The following is a 16,747-nucleotide window of genomic DNA, read 5'->3' as shown; positions in this document are numbered from 1 at the left end:
CGCGCAATGAGCAAGTCGGTGCAAACCAATACTTTGCTTTTTGCGGCGCTGTTTAAAGAACGCGGCGTACTTGCTACTTTAGTCGTTGCGCAAGTTATCGCCACTATACTAGCGTTCGCTCCTGCAACTGCGGATGATATTTGGATCCGCCTCGGCGGGATCAGCCTGTTTTTACATCTCACATTTTTGTCTAGTCTAACTTGGCTTTACTTACTGCGTAAACCACTTGCACACTTGAGTCAGCCTTGGCAATTAAGTGCTTTAATGGCTTCATTACTACTTACAACGGCGGTTTTCAGCGGATTGTTAGTGACCTATGGAGGCGACTTTATTGCACAACAACATACTTATCAGTTTATTTTAAGAAACTTATTAGTCGCTTTTTTAGTCACCGCATTATTTATTCAATTTTTAACTATTCATTTTGAAAAAGACCAGCAAACTAATGCGTTGGCTCGCGCAGAGCTAGATGCCTTACAGGCACGTATTCGTCCGCATTTTTTATACAATAGCCTCAATACCGCAGCGGAGCTTACACATTATGATCCTCAAGCTGCAGAGCAAGCGATTTTAGCGCTCGCGGCATTATCTCAAGCGGCAATGCGAGTGGGGAAAGAGACTGCACTAAGTGATGAAATCGCACTGACTCAGCAATATATTGCGCTTGAAAGTTGGCGGTTTGCTGATCGTTTACAAGTTAACTGGCAATTACCGGAGCAATTGCCAGAGATAACTATTCCGTGCTTAACATTACAACCACTGCTAGAGAATGCTGTTTGTCACGGTGTTGAGCCTTCATTGACTGGCGCTATAATTTATGTCGAGTTACATATTAGTAAACGCTCGTTAGTCATTTTAGTTGAAAACCCAATCTCGTCGCAGCAGCAAAAACGCTCAGGAAATGGCATGGCACTGAATAATATTCGCCAGCGGTTAGATCTTTATTATCAAGGTCATGCAAAGCTGACAATGACAACACGAGGTGATATTTTTCGGGTAAAGTTAGTACTGCCTCTGGCTATTAATAATGCCAAGGAGCAAGCATGAAGGTACTCATAGTTGATGATGAGCCACTAGCACGTGCTCGCTTACAGCGATTACTTGCTCATTACCCAGACTATAACCATGCAGCACAAGCAAGTAATGGCAACGAGGCTTTGCAACAAGTGAAGCTGCAGGCTCCTGATATTGTATTTCTGGATGTTGATATGCCTGCTATGAGCGGTTTAGAAGTTGCAACACAATTGAACAAGTTGTCTGTCCCTCCGGCTATTATTTTCGTCACCGCTCATCCTGAGCATGCCTTAGAAGCTTTGCAACTCAGTGCCGCGGGTTATTTAGTAAAACCTGTGACGGAGCAAAATCTAGCAAAAACAATAGATCAACTAGGTCGTTTAACACGCGCCCATCTACAAAAGCAACGTCCAGCGGCAATCAGTTATCAGCTTGCGGGGGTGACACGCAGTGTGGCATTAGAGGATGTTTGTTATATTATAGCTGAAGAGAAATACACGCGTTTAGTTTTTACTAACGGTGAGGCATTGCTTGATCAAAGCTTAAAACAACTCGAGCAGGATTATCCTACACAGTTATTACGAATTCACCGCAAGATAGTGATTAATCTGTCCCGGCTAATCGCTCTAAAAAAAGCTGAAGATGGCAGTCATGTGGTTTTATTAGAAGGTTGCAGTTGTTTATTACCAGTAAGTAGACGCGCTTATAAAACAGTAAAAGAGCATCTTTAAGCACATTAAATTTTGCAGCAAAAATGCATAGTTAACCATTCATCAACAAATATAACCGTTCATCCTAACCCATCTTGTATCTACATATTATTAGCATATCCTTATAATCAGGTAGTTTTATATTGGGTGTAATATGAGGTCCATCAAGCATACATCGCAACATGGTTTTACGTTAATAGAGGTTTTAATTGCGTTTGTGATTTTAAGCTTTGGCCTACTCGGTGCGGTCGCATTACAAGCAAAAGCAAAACAAGCCAGCTTCGACTCTATGCAACGAGCAGCAGCAGTTGCTTTAGGTAATGACATTATTCAACGGATACGAGCAAATGACCGAGTTGCGTCAATCACTCAGTATAATGGCACATTCACCAGTAACACAGCACTAGAACAGTCTCGAACATGTTACACCGATACATGTAGCTCAGCTCAAATAGCTGCTCTAGATCGTCAACAATGGATCCGTGCCATACAAGCCCGTGAAAATACTGGCGCGCTCGATGACGCCACTGTGTGTATAGAAAATACTGTAGCGGCAGGTAATGGTGGCAGAGGGTTTAATATTCAAGTCGTGGTAAGTTGGCGGGGACGTCAAGAGATCACTGCTAATGCTGAGACAAAAAAAATAACATGTGGCGAAGAAAGTAATACCCGCCGCGTTATGGTACTAAAAAGCTATGTTTATTCAAGGAGCTAGCATGAAGCAGCGAGGTTTCACTTTAGTCGAAATGATGATCGCACTTTTTATTGGTGGTTTAGTGCTCGGCGGAGTTATGTTTACTTACATAAGTATGAAAGTAACGACCAGAGATACTATGGTAATTGGTGAATTACAAGAAACGGGTCGTTTAGCATTAAATATTATGCAGCGCGATATAGAGCAAATCGGTTTTTGGGGGACATTCTACGAAGATTCATTTTCGAAAGAAAATACCACAACTCTAACCAACCCTACTGGTGATTGTTTTTCTGGACTTAATAACGGTAGTTTCCCCGTTAATAATGCAAATAGTAATTTTCGTTCGGTATTTGCACTTGAATCAACTGGAGGCGCGCAGTTGAACTGTATTACAGATTCAAACGATACAACAGATATCTTACAGGTGAAATTTCTAGAGGGTCTGCAAATTGATCCTGCTGATACCAGTTCAAGTAATTATTACTTTATAGCTGAGCAAGAGCGAGCTGAATTTCGCAAAGGCCCAATAGCTGCTGGGACTATAAACGGCAATGCAACGATTTGGCGTTATCGTCACCACGTTTATTACATTGATGAACAAACTTATCAAGTCAATGGACAAAATATCAATGTGCCGGTACTAATGCGACGCCGACTTAGCGCCAGAAAAGACCAAATGATTACTGAGACTATTATGGAAGGTGTTGAAAACATGCGTTTTTTATTTGGGCTAGATACAAATAATGACGGCCGTGTGGATGCTTATCGAAGCGTAGGAATGATGACAGCAACAGATTGGGAAAACCGCCGAGGAATATTAACCGTACAAGTTTTTATACTGGTGCGGTCATTACAAGAATATGCAGACTTAAATCAGCTCAATCAAACGTATACTTTAGGTGAGGATGCAGGTCAACGAGTGCTTAGGTTTAATGACAGGTTTCGTCGAGCTTTATTTACAACAACTATTCGCTTAAATAATGTGGGGGCTAACTTATGGCGTATTTAAAACCAGCTGCCAAACAGCAAGGAATTGTGTTGGTCGTTGCTTTGATTATGGTGGTCGCTGTCACTGGCATTGCGGTGACACTTATGAGCAGTAGTAGTGTAGATATAAAAATTACTAATGCTGCATTTGAGCGAGAAGAAGCTGAAAATTTATTAATGGGTAACGTACAACAATTGATTGCAGGTGAGGCTAACAAGGGCGGCACAAGTCATTTTCTATATACTCGAGCTCAAATACCAAATGGCACGCTTGAACTGCCTCAGATAGATGATACAACAAGTACGATGAGTAATTTAAATAATGGTGCACTAGACTTACCATGTCCTCGAAAGTTTAATTTTACAGCGGGCATTTCGTGCAATATGGTGCAGGTAAACAGTACCATTACGTTTGGCTCAAAAAGCAGACATACTATAACAGTAACATCAGGCATTGCTCAGGAAATGGCAAGCTTAAATACTGGCGGTTAAGTGAGTAAATATGATCAAGTTTAAAAAGTTAGTTATGAATATTTCACTTAGTATCGCGGTACTTTTAAGTATGCAATGCTATGCGGAAGATATTGAATTATATGTAAACCATAATGTAGAAATAGACGAAAGAGCGCGAGTTTTATTGATTTTTGATACCTCTGGCAGTATGGCGTTTTCATCCAAAACAGGTAAAGATTGTGGTCAATATAATAATGGTGGCTGGAAGGTATGTAATGACAGTCGACTTGGAGTGGCTAAAGATGCTATGACTGAGTTGATCACCGGTAACCCTGACATCGATTTTGGGCTTATGCGCTATAACAGTACTGATGGCGGTTATATATTGAATGGTATTGGTAGCTCACATAATGCTATAAAAGCATCAATAGATAACCTACCCGCCGATGGTGGTACTCCATTAGCTGAAACTCTTTGGGAAGCATATTTGTATATAACAGGGAAAGGTTTGCACTATGGCGAGCAAGTTAGTGAGTCAAATCGGGATACTAGTGTTGAAAATAAGGTTAATGATAGAAAACAAGTAGAAGAGTGTGACTGGGAGCGTAAAGGTCGGCATTGGGTTTGGGTTTGTAAAAATGTATGGGTAGATAATTTTAGTTACACGTATATTTCACCTTTTGCAGATAGTGTAGAGGAAGCTAAGCGCTGTGATAACTCAGTAAATATAATTTATATGACGGACGGTGATCCATCTGCTGGAAGTGATAATAATAGTGACGGTGCGATAAGTGAAGCATATAAGTCATATTTCGGTCGTTATTTAAATAATAATGATTACATCTACAGTAACTACTTACATCAGTTAGCGAAAGTAATTCATGGTGTAGACGCGAATAAAAAGGCTAACATCGAAGAGGTCGTTGTTGATTTGTATCCTCAAACTCCCGATATTCACGAAACCGGCCGTGTATATACCGTGGGCTTTGGATCGGGGATGAGTAGCTCTGGTAAAAAACTACTAGAGGAAACCGCTACACTCGGTGGTGGTCAATACGAATATGCAGATACTGCAGAGCAATTAGCTGATGCATTTAAAAAATTCATTACCAATATCCGTGAAGTAAACGATACTTTTACTTCACCTTCCATAGCTAGTAATAATGTTGATCAAACTCGTAGTCGAGAATCTATATATTACGCTATGTTTTACCCTGAAACCGGCGCTCGCTGGCGTGGTAATTTGAAAAAATTAAAAGTGTCAGGAACTGAAATAGTTGATGCCAATTCGACCCCTGCACTGAACGACGATGGGTTGATTAAGTCAACCGCATCGACATTTTGGTTACCCGAGAACACTCCACCTGATGGTAATTCGGTAGAAAGTGGTGGTGTCAATTTACACCTTACCAATTTAGCAGAGCGAACTGTTTATACAGATTCCCCTAAAGGAGGATTGATTGAGTTTCAAAGCTCAACGTTGCAAACCGCATTCGGTAGTCTTGCTAAGGTTGCTACTAGCTTTGGCACAGATATCAATAGTGTTGGTTCAACTATTGAATGGGCTAGAGGGGTAGATGTTGATGATGAAGATAAAGATAGCTCTCGGCGTGATCAACGAAAAGATATATTTGGTGATCCATTACACTCAAAGCCAGTTACGATTGATTATGGTAGTGGTGACATTCGCATATTGATTGGTACTAATGCTGGTTTTCTGCATATGTTCCACGATAAAGGTAAGGATGTTAGCGAAACATGGTCATTTATTCCAAGTAGTTTATATAAAATTTTAACTCCATTACGTAATAATCAAGCAGACACCAAAGTGTACGGTGTTGACGGCCCAATTACTGTATTTTTTGATGATGCTGATCGTGATGGTGTTGTTGAAGCTGGTGATCGCGTGTGGGCATTCTTCGGTATGCGACGTGGTGGTAACCAATATTATGCATTAGATATTACTAATCCAGATGTACCAAAATTAATGTGGACAATTCAAGGTGGCAGTGGAGTTTATAAAGAGTTAGCACAAACTTGGTCTGCTCCAACTGTGTCATATATTAAGGGAAAGAAAGAGCCAGTGTTAATTTTTGGTGCTGGTTTTGATACTAATAAAGACAATGTATCACTCAGTAATGATACGAAAGGGCGCGGTATATATATCGTCAATGCATCAGACGGTAGCTTGGTTTGGGAATTAACGCCTAAAACAGGCTTTAAAGGAAAACATAGTATTGCAGCAACAGTTTCGATACTTGATTCAGATTATGACGGTTTTATAGATCGCTTATATGCAACAGATACTGCGGGTAGTATTTGGCGTGTAGATATGCCAAGTGCAAACCCGACCGACAGTAAAAACCCTTGGACCCATTTCGAACTTGCTAAATTGGGGGGAGCAATTTCTAGTCAAGATAGGCGCTTTTTTTATAAGGCGACCGTAGCACGTACAATGTTTAGCAAGGTAACCAGTACCACAAGCAATAATCAAACAAGTATAATCCGCGAGGATACCCCATTTGACGCAATATTAATTGGTAGTGGTAATAGACCAAAGCCAACACTAACAACGGTACAAGATCAATTGTATATGATCCGTGATATTAATACTGTGACCATGTCATTTATAGGAGATGACATTCCTGAGACTATTACGCCTAGTGATTTAATGAATGTAAATAGTGATCCTTTTGCAAATGCGCTAGATGATATTGAGCAGTTTACAGAAGAGGAAGTGAAGCTTAGTAAAAAAAGCGGTTGGTATTATGATCTTCCTCGCAGTGGTGAAAAGTCGCTCGCAGCTGCAACTGTAGTTGGAGGAGTTGCTTATTTTACAAGTTTCACACCAGCTTCAGCAGATGCCACGATTAACCAATGTTCTTTAAGTGGAGGAAGTGGCGGTTTATATGCATTTCACTTGCACTACGGAAGCAAGGTATATAACCAATTGCGTTATGTCACGAGCAATGATGTACCAGATACACCACAACTTTATTTTGGCACCTCAGAAGTTTGCGACAGTGATGGTAAAGCATGTAATGAACAAAGCCAGTTTTTATTACTAGGACCAGGAGTAAAGCAAACTAAAGCGACTGAAGATGAATTTAGTGCGAAAAACCCATTTATACCAAAAGAGATCCTAGGGCCAGGCATTACGTTTGATGAAGATGGCAAAATTAAGCTTGTGAGTGATGCGGTGCCCATTGGCTTTGGTTTTAAAACTCAACAAACCTTTATCTATAAGCGAGAGAATAATGACAACCAAAAATAACATGCAGCAAGGGTTTACATTAATTGAGCTCATGATCACTGTAGCAATATTAGGCATTATTGCATCAATTGCTCTACCAAGCTATTTTGAACATGTTAAACGGACTGCTCGCACAGAAGCAATCACGTCATTACTTGATGCGGCTAATCGGCAAGAGCAGTTCTTTGTTGATAATCGAGAATATACAAATGATTTAGCAAATATTGGTGTAACGACACCAACTGAGCATGGTTTTTATACTATTGAGGTTGAAGTCGATAACGATGCAGGGACATTTAGCTTTACAGCAACTCCAGTTGCTGGTCCTCCATTAAAAGATGATGACTGTAAGACCTTTGTTATTGATGATGCAGGACTAAAAACCGCAACACCGAAAGCGAATTCTGCAATGTGCTGGGGTAAATAGTTTGTAATGGCTTTATTTTTGGTTACTCTTGGCATTTTGAGGTATTTTTAATCTTCGTTCTGCCAGTATAGCTTATAGATATAGCAAGCCCTTTGTGGCTTGCTTGTTTATACTTAGGACAATATATAAATGTACCGTTATGAAAGCCCATGGGTGTGCCGTTATATCGAAAAGTAATAAATGGCCTAGGGTAGGTGAGCATATCTTCAGAGTGTGTTGGTTCAATGTAAAATAGAACCTTATCTTTACCATCAAATTTACCCACCTTGTTAGTATCAGTAAACACAGTAAGTTCTTTGTGCCAATTATCGCTATGGCATTGATTATTTTTAAGGGCGCAAAATGTTACGTTTGCGCCATAAGATACTGCGCTTAAACGGGATAAGCCAATAGCTCGATTTACTTTTGCGATATGGTTGTCAAGGCGGATATTTATGAGTAATGGCTGATAATTAAATAAAACTAAGTGGCACATTATTGACATAATGCTTAACACTACCATAGTTTCAATCAACGTGGTTCCTAGTCGCTTTGCTCCGTTGTTTATATCCTTCATCCTTGAAGTTCTCAATTATGACAAGTAGATTAAGCTTAGTTGACCCTAAATCAGATGCAAATATAGAGCGAAATTTAATCACAGGTGCCGCTCGTATCTCCGTTATAAAATGCCGTACCAGATTGGCTGATTGTCAGTGCTTTATTGTTTTTGTTATCTTTATTTGGACAGTAGATGAATGTGCCTGGGTTAGAGGTAATACGACCACTTGCATCAAATATCAATGAATTATCACCTGAAAATGTTAATTGATTATTGTCAGGGACTTCTTCCATAACTCTGAGAATTCGGTCTCCTCTGCGTGGGTTATGATCGCCATTACTATTACTATCATAAAAGACGATTATAGAGCCGTCATTCCAACTATCTAAGCAGGTCACTTTTTTGTCATTTTCTATTCTGGTTGTATTACCACTGCACACAACGATCAATGAATCGGTACTCGTGGCTTTTGCGCGAGCAAAGTTGATGTTACGTTTTAACTCCAGCAAATAATTTTCAGCTCGGTTATTTTCAAGCATGTCGCTACTATTCCAAAAAGCGATTGAGGCTAAAATTCCGACTATCGCAAGGGTGACCATCACCTCAAGTAATGTAAAGCCATGTTGTTGTTTGTTCATGTTCACCTCTGGTACTGGAGTGCGCTGAGTAAATCAGCGCACTTTGAAGAACTTATTTTAAACATAATTGTTCCAATTGATATAATCATACCATTGCTGACGATTAAATCACCGTAATTCAATTGCTTTGTTTGCTATGAAGTGCAGGATTGTCTAAAATCGATTCAATTGGCAATATAAGAGTAGCGACTAATAATGAAGAAAATTGAAGCAATAATTAAACCATTTAAACTTGATGATGTTCGTGAAGCGTTGTCTGATGTCGGTATTACTGGCATGACCGTCAGTGAAGTGAAAGGTTTTGGCCGTCAAAAAGGACATACTGAGCTTTATCGTGGCGCTGAATACATGGTTGATTTTTTACCAAAAGTAAAGCTTGATATTGTCCTTGGTGATGACGATGTTGACCGTGCTATTGAAGTGATCGTTAAAACAGCACAAACAGGTAAAATTGGCGATGGTAAGATTTTCGTCACTGACGTTGAGCGTGTAGTTCGTATTCGTACTGCTGAAGAAGATGAAGACGCGATCTAATTTATTATCTGAGATTAAAAGTCAGACATAAAAAAGGCGCTACTTATAAACAATCAGTAGCGCCTTTTTTGTATATGTTAATTTATTTCTTTTTATTTAACTCTCGGGTCATTTTGGCGTGTTTACTTAATTCTGGTAAACCAAGCTTGTTGTAGCTTTTTTCCATCATTTCCAGTGCTTCATTTAAATAACTACTTTGAGAATAATGCTCTACGACGTATTTACCGCGATTTGCTGCTGCTAAGTAAGCTTCACGTTCATAGTAGTAATCAGCAACTTTCAACTCGTAACGTGCCATTTTGTTGAGTAACCAAACTAAACGTCTTTTTGCTTCAGGGGCATAGCTACTATCAGGGAAGCGATTGACTAAGGTTGATAAATCAGTAAAGGCAACACGGGTTCGATTAGCATCACGGTCGGCTCTATCAACACCAAAATACTCTTGGAATGCGTTTTTATCGGCTTTAATATTTACTAAACCACGCATGTAGTACATATAGTCTAAATCTTTGTGGTTTGGATTTAGGCGAATAAAACGGTCAATTGTTGCAAGCGCTTGTTCAGTATTACCCGCTTGATAATGGGCGTAGACTAAATCCATTTGCACTTGTTTTGACATGGGCCCAAATGGATAGCGTGAATCAATCGCACTCAAAAGCTCAATTGCACGCGCGTACAAGCCTGAATCAAGTGTTTGTTTGGCATCATCATACAACGCTTGCGCTGATTTATTAGGAACGCGTTGGATATCTTCTGCATCAGGTGCTGACGAACAGGCACCTAAACCAAGTAATGAAACTGTAAAAACAATGGCGAATGCACGTTTCCCTATTCTATTTATCATTTTATTTGTTACCTTCGATGTCTTCGGCTAGGCCAAGTGGGTAAAACCGAGTAAACTATGCTTATTATATAATGCTTTTATTAAAAGCGATTCTAACCCAGTCGAGCACAGCTTGCACTGGTAAATTGGGTAAAGTTACTAATGTCAGAGCAAATTTCTCTTCAAGCCGAGGTGCCAACTGAGTTAGGCGGTAAACGTCTAGACCAAGTATTGGCACAATTGTTCCCTGATTATTCACGTTCACGTATAAAAACGTGGATTTTGGATGATAAAATCACCGTGAATGGTGAAATTTTAAACACCCCGAGAGAGAAACTCTTTGGTGGTGAAACAGTCAATGTTGAAACTAGCATTGAAGCCCCACGTGAATACTTAGCGCAAGATATCAAATTAAACATCGTTTATGAAGATGATGATATTTTGGTTATCAACAAACCTATGGGTTTAGTTGTGCACCCTGGTGCAGGTAATCCTGATGGCACAGTGCTCAATGCATTGTTGCATCATTATCCAGATATCATTAATGTTCCGCGCGCAGGTATTGTGCATCGTCTAGATAAAGATACTACCGGTTTGATGGTGGTAGCTAAAACAATTCAGGCGCAAACACATTTAGTTAAAGCATTACAGAAGCGTGAAAACTTCACGCGTGAATATGAAGCAATTTGTAATGGCACCATGACCGCAGGTGGTATGGTTGAAAAACCAATTGGTCGCCATCCTACGCAGCGTACACACATGGCTGTGCATGAGCAGGGTAAACCAGCAATTACGCATTTTCGTGTTGCTGAAAAATTCCGTGCGCATACGCGATTACGTCTTCGTTTAGAAACTGGCCGAACTCACCAAATTCGTGTGCATATGGCATTTATTAATCATCCATTGATTGGTGATAAAGCCTATGGCGGTCGTCCACGTCCACCAAAAGGCGCAACACCTGAATTGTTCCAAATGTTACGTGAATTTAATCGTCAAGCATTGCACGCGGTAAAGCTAAGTATCGCACACCCAATTACGGGTGAAATGATGACTTGGCAGGCGCCAATTCCTGATGACATGGTTGCCATGACGCACGTACTTCGTGAAGACACCAAAGCTAATCCAAATATCGATTTTTAAGCTGCTTTAATGCTTTATCCTAATTGGACAGCGCCAACCAATGTAGGGGCTCTCAGTACAACTCGTCAGGGCGGTGTATCGCATGCGCCTTTTATGAGTTTAAACTTAGGCCTACATGTGGGCGATGATCAGCAAGCGGTATTAACGAATCGCGCACTTTTAGCTGCTCAGCTTCCTAAAGCACCTGTGTGGCTTAATCAGATCCATAGCAGTGAAGTCGTTGTTGTGGATGAGTATTTTGACCCACAGGCTAATTATGATGCGGATGCGCTGTATACCCGATTAAAAAATCAACCACTGGCAATTATGACAGCAGATTGCTTGCCGGTTTTACTTACCAGTGAAAGTGGTGATGAGGTGGCTGCTATTCATGGTGGCTGGCGCGGTTTGCATGCGGGTATTATCGCTAATACTTTGCGTCACTTTAGCAGCCCTGCAGAACAAATTATAGCGTGGTTAGGTCCTGCCATAGGTGCTGCAAAGTTTGAGGTTGGCAGTGAAGTAAAAGCGCTTTTCTGTAAACAATCAGCATCTCATCACACTGCATTTGTGGCGCAGGCGGATGGTAAATATTTAGCGGATATTTATCTGCTCGCAACCACACAGCTTATTAATCTAGGCATAAGAAATATTAGTGGTGGTGAGTACTGTACAGTTAGCAATAGCGAACAATTCTTCTCATACCGTCGAGATGGTCAAACAGGCCGTATGGCTTCTTTGATCTGGCGCAAGTAATAGTCTATTCAGTGAGTATATTTTCTCCTAAGCCTTGATCAAAGTGCCGAGCATACCCATTAATTAAGTAATTAGTTTTTTTAATAGGTAACCCCTTATGCGTTTAGATCGATTTACCAGTAAATTTCAATCTGCGCTCTCTGACGCTCAGTCATTAGCGCTTGGTCGTGATCATCAATTTATTGAACCAGTACATTTAATGTATTCACTCTTGCAGCAAAGTGGCTCAAGTGTGCGTGCGTTATTAGCCCAAGCCAGTGTGAGTGCCGATGAACTTAATACCAAGTTATCACAAGAGATAGAAAAGCTATTTAAAGTGGAAGGTGTTGGCGGCGACGTGCAGTTGTCAAATAACATGGTTTCACTGATCAACTTATGCGATAAGTACGCGCAAAAGCGTAAAGATAAATACATCTCCAGTGAGTTATTTGTATTAGCAGCGTGTGATGATAAAGGGCCATTGGGTGATATCTTCCGCGCTTTAAATATGACCAGCACTAAAATAGAAGCAGCAATACAAGCTATTCGCGGTGGTCAAAAAGTTGATGATCCGAATGCCGAAGATACCCGTCAAGCGCTGAAAAAGTTTACTATCGATTTAACTGAGCGTGCAGAGCAGGGTAAACTTGATCCTGTTATTGGCCGCGATGATGAAATTCGCCGCACGATCCAAGTATTACAACGGCGTACTAAAAATAACCCCGTGTTGATTGGCGAACCCGGTGTCGGTAAAACCGCTATAGCTGAAGGGCTCGCGCAGCGTATTATTAATGGCGAAGTGCCTGAAGGCTTGAAAAACAAACGTGTGTTATCGCTTGATTTAGGAGCCTTGGTGGCCGGTGCAAAATACCGTGGTGAGTTTGAAGAACGTTTAAAGTCAGTGCTTAATGAATTGGCTAAAGAAGAAGGCCAAGTGATTTTGTTTATTGACGAAATTCATACTATGGTGGGCGCCGGTAAATCTGATGGTGCAATGGATGCGGGTAATATGCTCAAACCTGCATTGGCTCGAGGTGAACTGCATTGTGTCGGTGCTACAACCCTTGATGAGTATCGTAAATATATTGAAAAAGATGCCGCTTTAGAACGTCGTTTTCAAAAGGTGCTTGTTGAAGAACCATCAGTAGAAGATACCATAGCGATTCTTCGAGGCTTGAAAGAGCGTTACGAGTTACATCACTGTGTTGAAATTACCGATCCAGCCATTGTTGCCGCAGCGCATTTATCGCACCGCTACATTAGCGATCGCCAGCTACCGGATAAAGCCATTGATTTAATTGATGAAGCGGGTTCGTCTATTCGCCTACAAATCGATTCAAAACCAGAATCATTAGATAAATTAGAGCGCCGTATCATCCAGCTAAAACTCGAAGATAATGCACTTGCTAAAGAGAAAGATGACGCCAGCCAAAAGCGTCGTTCTGAGATGCAGGAGCTGATCACCGATCTTGAAGCCCAGTACCGTGAACTTGATGAAGTATGGACAGCTGAGAAAGCCTCTTTGCAAGGTACTCAAGTAATTAAGGCTGAACTTGAACAAGCGCGATTAGACTTAGATGTTGCCCGCCGTGCCACTGATCTACAACGTATGTCAGAGCTGCAATACGGCCGCATTCCAGAATTGGAACGTAAACTCGACTTAGCTTCACAAGCTGAAATGCAAGAAATGAGCTTACTTAAAAACCAAGTGGGTGAAGATGAAATTGCTGAGATACTTTCACGTTGGACTGGTATTCCTGTATCGCGCATGCTTCAAGGTGAGCGTGAAAAACTGCTGCAAATGGAAGAACATTTACACCATAAAGTGATCGGTCAAGACGAAGCGGTAGTGGCAGTGGCGAATGCGATTCGTCGTTCACGGGCAGGGCTTGCAGATCCAAATAGGCCAATCGGTTCGTTTTTATTTTTAGGCCCAACCGGGGTCGGTAAAACTGAGCTGACTAAAGCGTTAGCTGGATATATGTTTGATACTGAAAGCGCGATGGTGCGAATTGATATGTCTGAGTTTATGGAAAAGCACTCAGTTGCTCGCTTAGTTGGCGCGCCTCCGGGCTATGTTGGTTATGAAGAAGGTGGCTACTTAACAGAAGCTGTTCGTCGTCGTCCATATTCTGTAATTTTGCTTGATGAAATCGAAAAGGCACATCCTGATGTATTTAATATTCTGCTGCAAGTGTTAGATGATGGTCGTTTAACGGATGGCCAAGGTCGTACTGTTGATTTTAAAAATACGGTGATCATCATGACCTCAAATTTAGGCTCAGATATTATTCAAGAGCAAACCGGTAACAACGATTATGCAGCGTTAAAAGAAAAAGTGATGGGGGTTTTGGTTAATGAGTTTAGACCTGAATTTATTAACCGTATTGATGAAACCGTAGTATTCCACCCACTTGCTAATGAACATATCAAAGAGATTGCAGATATTCAGTTAAGCAAGTTACGTGAGCGCCTAACAGGAATGGGTTACTTGTTACAAATAAGTGATGCAGCTCTTGATCGAATTGCAGCCAGTGGTTTTGACCCGGTTTATGGTGCACGACCACTCAAACGGGCTATTCAACATACCATTGAAAACCCATTATCGCAGAAGTTACTCGCAGGTGAATATCAAAGTGGTGACATGATAGTAATTGATGCTGACGAAAATGGTTTAGTGTTCTCATCACGCTAACTGATTAACTGAGTTTTAAGGCCAGTGAATATGCTGGCCTTAAACTCGCTGCGAATAAAAAGTTATAAAGTAAATATTAAAGATAAACCCCTATCATTTAGCCGCGCTTAATTAAACCTTAAAAGTCAGTAAAATATCGTTAACTTTACGTGAGCCTTCGACAAGCTGTGCAGCACCTTTAGCGACATTAAAGCTCAACGTTAAGTTCTCGTCACTGTAACCTTTTATTTGTGTAATGTTGTCGCTAATATCGAGGCTGACAGTTTGTTGTTGCTCGGCGGCAGCAGATATTTGTGTCGCTAGTTGCGATATTTCACTTATTTGCGCGAAGATGCTATCCAGTTCAACTTGGGTATGTCCGGTGGTATTTACACATTCATCGGCTTGCGCCTTGGTGTTTTTCATGACCGTGGACCAGCTAAACAGGGTATCTTGAATTTCTTTAATAGAGCTATGAATTTGTGCAGTAGCACGTTGAGTACGAGAAGATAATGCACGCACTTCATCGGCAACTACCGCAAAGCCTCGGCCATGTTCACCAGCACGCGCGGCTTCAATTGCAGCATTTAATGCCAGCAAATTGGTTTGCTCTGCAATGCCTTCGATTTCAGTCATTACTTGACCTATTTTATCCGCCTCGGTTGCAAGGGAATTTGCGGTACTTGCCGCTTGTTCAACTTGTAAAGCAAGATCAGACACCATGGCACTATTGTCTGCAATGTGTAGTTTTATATCAGTGCAGCTTTGGTAAGTAATATTTACTTTTTCAGCGGTATGATGAGTGTTGCCCGATATTTCACCTATGGTTGCGCTCATTTGTGACATTGCGGTGGCCATTTGGCCAAGGCGTTGTCCTTGTGCGGCAATGCCTTTTTCAGTTAATGCTGATTGTTGGTCTAGATTAGCCGCAATACCGGTAAACGTGACAGTCGTATCTTTTACTCGTCCTAATACGGTACGTAATTTAGCATTAAGCATTTGCTGGTTATATTCACTAATACTAAATGGATAATGGCCGACATAGACATAGCGGGATACAGAATCATTATCTACCTTGAGCTGTTTCAGTGCTGCTGGTGTGAAAACTAATTCATCATAATTTAATAGCATAATTAGTAAACTAAATAGCGCGGTTATCAGTGCAACAGAAATAGATACAAAAGCTGCTAATAGTACTAAACCAATTAAGCCAATAAGTAGGGCTGCACTTTGGCGAACACCGACCCATTCACGCCAAGAAGACAACGATTTACCGGCATTTATTTTAGTGTATAGGCTTTGTGCTCGTCGTTTTAGTTGTTCGCTCGGTTTTGTTCGTACTGATTGATAGCCAACGAGTTGACCATGTTCAAAAATAGGAGTAACAAATGCATCAACCCAATAATAGCGGCCATCCTTGCAGCGATTCTTTACCATCCCGCGCCATGAATGGCCTTGTTTAAGTTTTTCCCACATTTCTTTAAATGCCGCTTTGGGCATATCTGGGTGGCGAACAATATTATGATTTTTGCCAATGAGTTCTTCAAGGTTGAAGCCAGCGATATTGCAAAATTCTTTATTCGCATAGGTTATCACTCCACGTACATCTGTAGTAGAGACGAGCTGCTGGTGATCTGAAAAGGTGACTTCTTCGTTTATTAACTGCTGACCCCGACGCATAGGTAGTCCTTAAACATGCTTTATTATTAGTGATGATTATAAAGTTCATACAAACGTAATGATAGCAGGTTCAGTGTTCACAGGTGCAAAATTGATCTTAAATAACTTTTTAGTGATCTAGAACAAAGAAACTTGTAAAAGCTGTATTCGTAATCGTGTAATTGCTGAATATATACATAGATATTATGGTTCTAGTTTGATAAGTCGGTAAGTCTCAGAGATGGATTGCAGATAGTAAACAATTAATTAGTCAGCATCTCGCATAACAGTGGTGTCATTAAAGCAATTGTATATTAGCTCTTACAATGGCAAGATTAGTAAAAATTTGGGTGTTAGCTTAACGGCCCGCAGCAAGTTTGCTTTACAAACATACGGTGACCTTCTTGGTAAATAGTGGAAATTAGAGTTATGCCATTATTAAACCTTGAGTATTATCAATTTGCCCCCATTGACTTAGGATTAGGC

15 protein-coding genes are annotated in these 16,747 nt (G+C 40.7%); 11 read left to right on the top strand and 4 right to left on the bottom strand.

Translation table 11 applies throughout. From position 1 onward, the window contains the following. The first annotated feature begins 6 nt into the window (after window positions 1-6). The 7 genes from H5163_RS03890 (at window position 7) to H5163_RS03860 (ending at window position 7,541) form a co-directional block, all read left to right on the top strand. Window positions 7-1,047, top strand: a complete 1,041-nt coding sequence (locus H5163_RS03890) for a sensor histidine kinase (RefSeq protein WP_182734406.1) — start codon at window positions 7-9, stop codon at window positions 1,045-1,047. After that, window positions 1,044-1,745, top strand: a complete 702-nt coding sequence (locus H5163_RS03885; RefSeq protein WP_145237253.1) for a LytTR family DNA-binding domain-containing protein — start codon at window positions 1,044-1,046, stop codon at window positions 1,743-1,745. Before H5163_RS03890 ends, H5163_RS03885 begins: the two co-directional genes overlap by 4 nt. A gap of 133 nt (window positions 1,746-1,878) precedes the next feature. Further along, complete coding sequence (gene pilV / locus H5163_RS03880) at window positions 1,879-2,439, top strand: type IV pilus modification protein PilV (RefSeq protein ID WP_145237250.1); 561 nt, start codon at window positions 1,879-1,881, stop codon at window positions 2,437-2,439. A gap of 1 nt (window position 2,440) precedes the next feature. Then, the gene (locus H5163_RS03875; protein ID WP_145237247.1) at window positions 2,441-3,430 is read left to right on the top strand and encodes a PilW family protein; all 990 of its coding nucleotides are present in this window, start codon (window positions 2,441-2,443) and stop codon (window positions 3,428-3,430) included. After that, window positions 3,418-3,900 (top strand): pilus assembly protein PilX, encoded by a 483-nt coding sequence (locus tag H5163_RS03870; RefSeq protein ID WP_145237244.1) that lies wholly within the window; start codon window positions 3,418-3,420, stop codon window positions 3,898-3,900. Before H5163_RS03875 ends, H5163_RS03870 begins: the two co-directional genes overlap by 13 nt. Before the next feature lie 10 nt (window positions 3,901-3,910). Further along, window positions 3,911-7,135 carry a PilC/PilY family type IV pilus protein gene (locus H5163_RS03865; protein WP_182734405.1) on the top strand — a complete coding sequence of 1,075 codons (3,225 nt, stop codon included), beginning with the start codon at window positions 3,911-3,913 and terminating at the stop codon, window positions 7,133-7,135. Further along, window positions 7,119-7,541, top strand: a complete 423-nt coding sequence (locus tag H5163_RS03860) for a type IV pilin protein (RefSeq protein ID WP_259399780.1) — start codon at window positions 7,119-7,121, stop codon at window positions 7,539-7,541. The genes H5163_RS03865 and H5163_RS03860 overlap by 17 nt, the downstream gene beginning before the upstream one ends. A 22-nt stretch (window positions 7,542-7,563) precedes the next feature. On the opposite strand, the gene H5163_RS03855 is transcribed toward H5163_RS03860, so the two are convergent. Beyond that, window positions 7,564-8,055, bottom strand: coding sequence for a GspH/FimT family pseudopilin (locus tag H5163_RS03855; RefSeq protein ID WP_182731097.1), 492 nt, complete (start codon window positions 8,053-8,055; stop codon window positions 7,564-7,566). Between the two features lie 116 nt (window positions 8,056-8,171). Continuing rightward, window positions 8,172-8,717: a GspH/FimT family pseudopilin gene (locus H5163_RS03850; protein ID WP_149980933.1), complete on the bottom strand. Its 546-nt coding sequence runs from the start codon at window positions 8,715-8,717 to the stop codon at window positions 8,172-8,174. Between the two features lie 195 nt (window positions 8,718-8,912). On the opposite strand from H5163_RS03850, the gene glnB reads away from it, so the two are divergent. Continuing rightward, complete coding sequence (gene glnB, locus H5163_RS03845) at window positions 8,913-9,251, top strand: nitrogen regulatory protein P-II (protein ID WP_145237227.1); 339 nt, start codon at window positions 8,913-8,915, stop codon at window positions 9,249-9,251. An 82-nt stretch (window positions 9,252-9,333) separates the two neighbouring features. Here glnB and H5163_RS03840 read toward each other — a convergent pair whose 3' ends face one another. After that, window positions 9,334-10,095, bottom strand: coding sequence for an outer membrane protein assembly factor BamD (locus tag H5163_RS03840; protein ID WP_145237224.1), 762 nt, complete (start codon window positions 10,093-10,095; stop codon window positions 9,334-9,336). A 141-nt stretch (window positions 10,096-10,236) separates the two neighbouring features. On the opposite strand from H5163_RS03840, the gene rluD reads away from it, so the two are divergent. The 3 genes from rluD (at window position 10,237) to clpB (ending at window position 14,623) form a co-directional block, all read left to right on the top strand. Next, window positions 10,237-11,214, top strand: a complete 978-nt coding sequence (gene rluD, locus H5163_RS03835) for a 23S rRNA pseudouridine(1911/1915/1917) synthase RluD (RefSeq protein ID WP_182734401.1) — start codon at window positions 10,237-10,239, stop codon at window positions 11,212-11,214. Window positions 11,215-11,223: 9 nt separating this feature from the next. Continuing rightward, window positions 11,224-11,949, top strand: coding sequence for a peptidoglycan editing factor PgeF (gene pgeF / locus H5163_RS03830; protein WP_182734399.1), 726 nt, complete (start codon window positions 11,224-11,226; stop codon window positions 11,947-11,949). Between the two features lie 97 nt (window positions 11,950-12,046). Next, window positions 12,047-14,623, top strand: coding sequence for an ATP-dependent chaperone ClpB (gene clpB / locus H5163_RS03825; protein ID WP_149980795.1), 2,577 nt, complete (start codon window positions 12,047-12,049; stop codon window positions 14,621-14,623). A gap of 111 nt (window positions 14,624-14,734) precedes the next feature. On the opposite strand, the gene H5163_RS03820 is transcribed toward clpB, so the two are convergent. Further along, complete coding sequence (locus H5163_RS03820; RefSeq protein ID WP_182731099.1) at window positions 14,735-16,282, bottom strand: PAS domain-containing methyl-accepting chemotaxis protein; 1,548 nt, start codon at window positions 16,280-16,282, stop codon at window positions 14,735-14,737. Window positions 16,283-16,747: the final 465 nt, after the last annotated feature.

Source organism: Pseudoalteromonas sp. SG44-8 (genome assembly GCF_014164125.1).
In the GTDB taxonomy this organism is placed as follows: domain Bacteria; phylum Pseudomonadota; class Gammaproteobacteria; order Enterobacterales; family Alteromonadaceae; genus Pseudoalteromonas; species Pseudoalteromonas rhizosphaerae.
Note: the sequence above shows the minus strand (reverse complement) of the source record. Positions and strands in the feature narration are given on the sequence as shown.